This is a genomic window from Streptomyces sp. SID3343 (genome assembly GCF_009865215.1).
Classification (GTDB): domain Bacteria; phylum Actinomycetota; class Actinomycetes; order Streptomycetales; family Streptomycetaceae; genus Embleya.
On record NZ_WWJX01001528.1, the window covers coordinates 1 to 4,926 of the forward strand.

Annotated in this window: 5 protein-coding genes; 4 read left to right on the forward strand and 1 reads right to left on the reverse strand. The window is 71.0% G+C overall.

Annotated features, from left to right (window positions below; translation table 11 throughout):
* Positions 1 to 341: 341 nt before the first annotated feature.
* The 3 genes from GT354_RS48630 to GT354_RS48640 all read left to right on the forward strand — a co-directional run bounded on the left by GT354_RS48630 (position 342) and on the right by GT354_RS48640 (position 3,001).
* Positions 342 to 800 carry a zinc ribbon domain-containing protein gene (locus tag GT354_RS48630; RefSeq protein ID WP_161364450.1) on the forward strand — a complete coding sequence of 153 codons (459 nt, stop codon included), beginning with the start codon at positions 342 to 344 and terminating at the stop codon, positions 798 to 800.
* The gene (locus tag GT354_RS48635) at positions 797 to 1,990 is read left to right on the forward strand and encodes a lipid-transfer protein (protein WP_161364452.1); all 1,194 of its coding nucleotides are present in this window, start codon (positions 797 to 799) and stop codon (positions 1,988 to 1,990) included. Before GT354_RS48630 ends, GT354_RS48635 begins: the two co-directional genes overlap by 4 nt.
* Before the next feature lie 144 nt (positions 1,991 to 2,134).
* Entirely contained in the window at positions 2,135 to 3,001 is an 867-nt protein-coding gene (locus GT354_RS48640) for an amidohydrolase family protein (protein ID WP_161364454.1), read from the forward strand.
* Between the two features lie 45 nt (positions 3,002 to 3,046).
* Here GT354_RS48640 and GT354_RS48645 read toward each other — a convergent pair whose 3' ends face one another.
* The gene (locus tag GT354_RS48645; RefSeq protein WP_161364456.1) at positions 3,047 to 4,027 is read right to left on the reverse strand and encodes an LLM class F420-dependent oxidoreductase; all 981 of its coding nucleotides are present in this window, start codon (positions 4,025 to 4,027) and stop codon (positions 3,047 to 3,049) included.
* Between the two features lie 144 nt (positions 4,028 to 4,171).
* Here GT354_RS48645 and GT354_RS48650 point away from each other — a divergent pair.
* Positions 4,172 to 4,926, forward strand: a 755-nt coding sequence (locus GT354_RS48650) for a TIM barrel protein (RefSeq protein WP_161364458.1), incomplete at its 3' end; no start/stop codon positions are given.

Consider the following 4,926-nt stretch of genomic DNA (forward strand, 5'->3'; position numbering starts at 1 on the left):
GCGGATCCGTACCGGCAGGCGACCCTCGGGCCGCTGGTCCCGGCGGTTGGTCGCCTTCCGGGTCGAGAGCGGTCCGCCGGGCGGGCCCGGTGAGCGGCCGTGGCGGGCATCGGGGCAGACGGGTCCGCGGATGCAGGGGTGGGCGCGCCGACGGGTGTGACCGCAAATACCCCGGCCGGGTTGGCACCCGGAACTGACGATCCGTCAGAATGTACTGCGACGCGCCGCGCTTCGAGCGCGCCGCGACGCGCCCGCACCGCACTTCACCCGCACCGCGCTTCACCCGCAGTTGCACTTCACCCGCACTGCGTACGAGATGGCCAGACGAATCGGAGGGCCCCGTGACGAAGGACCACAAGCCTGTGGTCCCCGGCTGGTTCACCACGTCCGGGGAGGATTTCTCCCTCCTCGGCACCCGGTGTACCGCCTGTGGGACCGTGTTCTTCCCTCGCCAGGAGATGTTCTGCGGCAACCCGGCGTGTAGTGGCACCGAGTTCGCCGAGGTACCGCTGTCGCGCCGCGGCACCGTGTGGTCCTACACGAACGCCGGCTACCGCCCGCCCGCCCCGTTCGTGTCCGACCCGGACACCGAGTGGAAGCCGTTCACGATCGTCGCGGTGCGACTGGAGGCCGAGGGCCTGATCGTGCTCGGCCAGGGCGCCCCCGGCGTCACGGTCGACGACCTCAAGGTGGGCGACGAGGTCGAGATCGTCCCGGGTGTGCTGTACGAGAACGACGAGCACGTCTACACGACGTGGAACGTCACGCCCGTCGCAAGGGCCGAGGGAGCAACCGCATGAACAGCGATCGTGACATCGTCGTCCTGGGCGCGGGCATGCACCCGTGGGGCAAGTGGGGCCGCAACTTCGTCGAGTACGGCGTCAAGGCCGCGCAGGACGCGTTGAAGGACGCCGGGCTCGCGTGGCAGGACATCCAGTACGTGGCGGGCGCGGACACCATCCGCAACGGCTACCCGGGCTTCGTGGCCGGCGCGACCTTCGCGCAGGCACTGGGCTGGACCGGCGCGCGGATCTCCAGTTCGTACGCCGCGTGCGCGTCGGGCTCGCACGCCATCGCCAGTGCTCGTGCGCAGATCCTCGCGGGTCTGTGCGACGTCGCGCTCGTGGTCGGTGCGGACGCGGCCCCCAAGGGCTTCTTCGCCCCGGTCGGCGGCGACCGCCCGGACGACCCGGACTGGGTCCGCTTCCACGTGCTCGGCGCGACCAACCCGGCCTACTTCGGGATGTACGCCCGCCGCCGGATCGACCTGTACGGCGCCTCGGTCGAGGACTTCGCCAGGGTCAAGGTCAAGAACGCGCGCAACGGCCTGGCCAACCCCAACGCCCGCTACCGCAAGGCGTTCACCCTGGAGGACGTCGCGGCGTCGCCGATCGTGTGCGACCCGCTGCGGCTGATGGACATCTGCGCCACCTCCGACGGCGCGGCCGCGGTCGTGCTGTGCAGCAAGGAGTTCGCCGCCAGGCGCACCACCAAGCCGGTGCGGATCTCGGCGGTGTCCACGGTCACCCCGGCCTTCCCCAGCGCGATCGTCGAACTGCCCGACATCGCGACCGACTCGTCGGCGGCGGTGGCCCCGGGCGAACTCACCTTCCGCGCGTCGCTGGCCCGCGCCGCGTACGAGGAGGCGGGCATCGGTCCCGAGGATCTGAGCCTGGCCGAGGTCTACGACCTGTCCACGGCCCTGGAACTCGACTGGATCGAGGACCTGGGCATCTGTGCCCCGGGCGAGGCGGAGAAGTTGCTGCGCGACGGCGCCACCGAGATCACCGGCCGCATCCCGGTCAACGCCTCGGGAGGTCTCGGCTCGTTCGGCGAGGCGGTCCCGGCCCAGGCGATCGCCCAGGTCTGCGAACTCACGTGGCAACTGCGCGGCGACGCGGGCGACCGCCAGGTCCAGGGCGCCACGGTCGGCATCACCGCCAATCAGGGCCTCTTCGGTCACGGCTCGTCGATCATCGTGACCCGATAGGAATTCGCGTCCCGGTAGGAATTCGTGACCCGCTAGGAATTCGTATCCCGGTGGGAAGTCTCGAAAACGATCTTGGAGTCGGCGACACGTCTCGCGCGTTCTCGTGCCGCCGACTCCGAGATCTTGTGTGTTCGGAGGGGCTTTATGGGGTTTCCCGATGGCATCGGTGTGGTCGACCTGCTCATGGGCCTGCCGAATCGGGATCGGCGATGGTGGGCGACCGCGATGGCCGCGACGTTGCGGGACGAGGACAGCCGCAGCGGGATGACCCATCCGGCGGGCTACATGTTCAAGGACCTGCCGGAGATGGAGCGCACCGACTCCTCGGCCGAGGATCTGCTGCGGGAGATGGACCGGTTCGGGGTCGAGAAGGCGCTGATCCCGGTCTCGTTCGAGGACGAGGGGACCGTCGACGCGGTGCGGCGACACCCGGATCGGCTGCTCGGCAGCTACCAGGTGGACCCGACGAACGTGATGGACGGCGTGCGCGGTCTGCGCCGGGCCCGCGACGAGGCGGGCGTGGTGGCGGCGACGTTCTTCCCGTGCGGGTGTACTCCCCCGGTGCCGATCGACGACCGGCTCGCGTATCCGCTGTACGCGACATGCGTCGAACTGGGCCTGCCGGTCTTCGTCAACGCGGGCATCCCCGGCCCCCGGGTGCCGGCCGCGGCGCAGGAGGTGATGCGCTTCGACCGGGTCTGCTACGACTTCCCCGAGCTCACGGTCGTGATGCGGCACGGGGGCGAACCGTGGTGCGACCTCGCGGTCAAACTCATGCTCAAGTGGCCCGGGCTGCACTGGTCCTCGTCCGCGTTCGCGCCCAAGCACTACCCGCGCGAGATCGTCGACTACGCGAACACGCGCGGCGCCGAGAAGATCATGTACGCGGGCTACTTCCCGTACGGGTTGACCCTGGATCGGATCTTCGCCGAGTTGCCGAACGTGGGGTTCAAGGACGACGTGTGGCCCGCCTTCCTGCGCACCAACGCGCTGCGGGTGCTGGGCCTTTGAGCAACGGGCATCAGGCCCTTCGAGCGACGGGTGCCGGCCCCTTGATCAACGCGGCGGCGCCGTCGGGGCCAGCGCGAGCGCGGCCTCGATCGGATCGGCGTCCGGGCGCGGGTCGATGACCGCGAGCACGGGCACGGTCACCCCCGCGTCGGTGTAGCGGGCGATCTTGGCACGGCACTCGGCCGGACCGCCGTGCACGATCAGGTCGTCCAGCACCGAGTCCGGGACCAGGTCGAGGGCCCGCTTGCGGTCGCCCTCGGCCCACGCTCGCCACATCGGCGTCAGTTCCTCGGTCCGGCCGAGCCAGCGGTGGAACTCGGCGTACACGGGCACCGTGAGGTAGCTCGTGATCATCCGTCGGCCGATCGCGCGCACCGTGTCGCGGTCCTCGACGGGCAGCACGAAGATCCGCGCGACGATCGCCCGGTCGGGGCCGCCCTCGTGCACGAAGGGCACCACGCGCTTGACGTCCTCGGCGGACAACCAGTTCAGGATCGCCCCGTCGGCCTCGCGACCGGCCAGGCGCAGCATCCCCGGGCGCAGCGCCGCGACCAAAATCCGCGGCGGCGTCGCCGGCGGGCGCGAGAGCCGGAAGCCGCGCACCGCGAAGGTCTCGTACTCCTCGGTGACCTTGTCTCCGGTGAACGCCGCGCGCAGGAACCGTACGGTGTCGCGCACGCGCTGGTAGGGCCGCTCGAACGTGGCCCCGTTCCATGCCTCGACGATCGGCGCGGATCCGGCGCCGACGCCGAGGGTGAATCGGCCCGGGGCCACATCGGCCAGCGCGGCGGCGGTCATCGCGAGGGTGGCGGGGCCGCGGGTGTACGGCGAGACGATCGCGGTGCCCAGGCGCACGTCGGGGTCGGCGAGGGCGGCGACGGTAAGCGGGGTGAAGCCGTCGAGGCCGTCCACCTCCGCGGACCACATGTCGGTGTAGCCGGCCGCGCGCAACTCCCGGATCAGCCGCGGGTGGTCGGCGAGCGGGGCGTTCAGGGGGACGGTGATTCCGTACGGGGCCAAGCTCATGCGTACTCCTCCGCGGTTTCTGATGGGCCATCAGGACTACCACAGCCGATCGCCCGGGAGTCCGACCGACGACGGGTTCACCGAGTTCGAATTCCCAAACGACAGCGTCGAGAACGCAGGCTTCCTGATGTACCGTCAGGCGCCATGCCGACCCTGTGCCTGAACACTTTCGCGTTCTCCACCTTCGCCGGCGCCAAGGAGTCGGCCCCGCTGCCGGAACTCCTGGCGGCGGTACGCTCCGCCGGGTTCACGGCGCTGAGCCTGGACGTCTTCACCCTGCTCGGCTACGAGCGGCCGCTCGCGGATCTGGCGGCCGAGGTCGCGGCGGCCGGGCTGACCTGCCCGGAACTGCTGGGGTTCGTGGTGGACGCGGACGAGGACGCGGCGCTCGCGGGGGCGCGGCAGGTCGCGGAGGTGGCGGCCGCGTTCGGGTCCTCGTTCGCGCTCGGCATGGTGATGCTGCCGCCGGACGCGCGCTGCGCGGACCTGTTCGCCCGCTGCGCCGAGATCGTCGCGGACGCGGGAGCCAAGGCGGCGGTGGAGTTCCTCCCGTTCACCCCGATCGCAACCGTCGCCGACGCGCGGGTGCTGGTCGAGCACGCGGGCACGGCCAACTCCGGTGTCCTGGTGGACGCGTGGCACTTCTTCCAGGGTGCCGACACGTGGGCCACGCTCGCGGCGCTGCCGGCGGCGCAGATCGCCTACGTACAGGTCGACGACCACCCGCGGATCCTGCCGCCGGGGGCCGACCTGTACACCGAGTGCATGTCGCGGCGCGTGCTGCCCGGTGAAGGCGTCTTCGACCTGCCGCGCTTTCGGGACACGCTGACGGTCAAGGGGTGGGACGGCCTGGTGAGCGTCGAGGTGATCAATCCCGACCTGGTCGCGACGGGCGCCGC

Bases quoted from the DNA above. Each gene is read 5' to 3' on its own strand.
- GT354_RS48640 (WP_161364454.1), top strand. From the start codon at position 2,135: ATGGGGTTTCCCGATGGCATCGGTGTGGTCGACCTGCTCATGGGCCTG.
- GT354_RS48645 (WP_161364456.1), bottom strand. From the start codon at position 4,027: ATGAGCTTGGCCCCGTACGGAATCACCGTCCCCCTGAACGCCCCGCTC.
- GT354_RS48635 (WP_161364452.1), top strand. From the start codon at position 797: ATGAACAGCGATCGTGACATCGTCGTCCTGGGCGCGGGCATGCACCCG.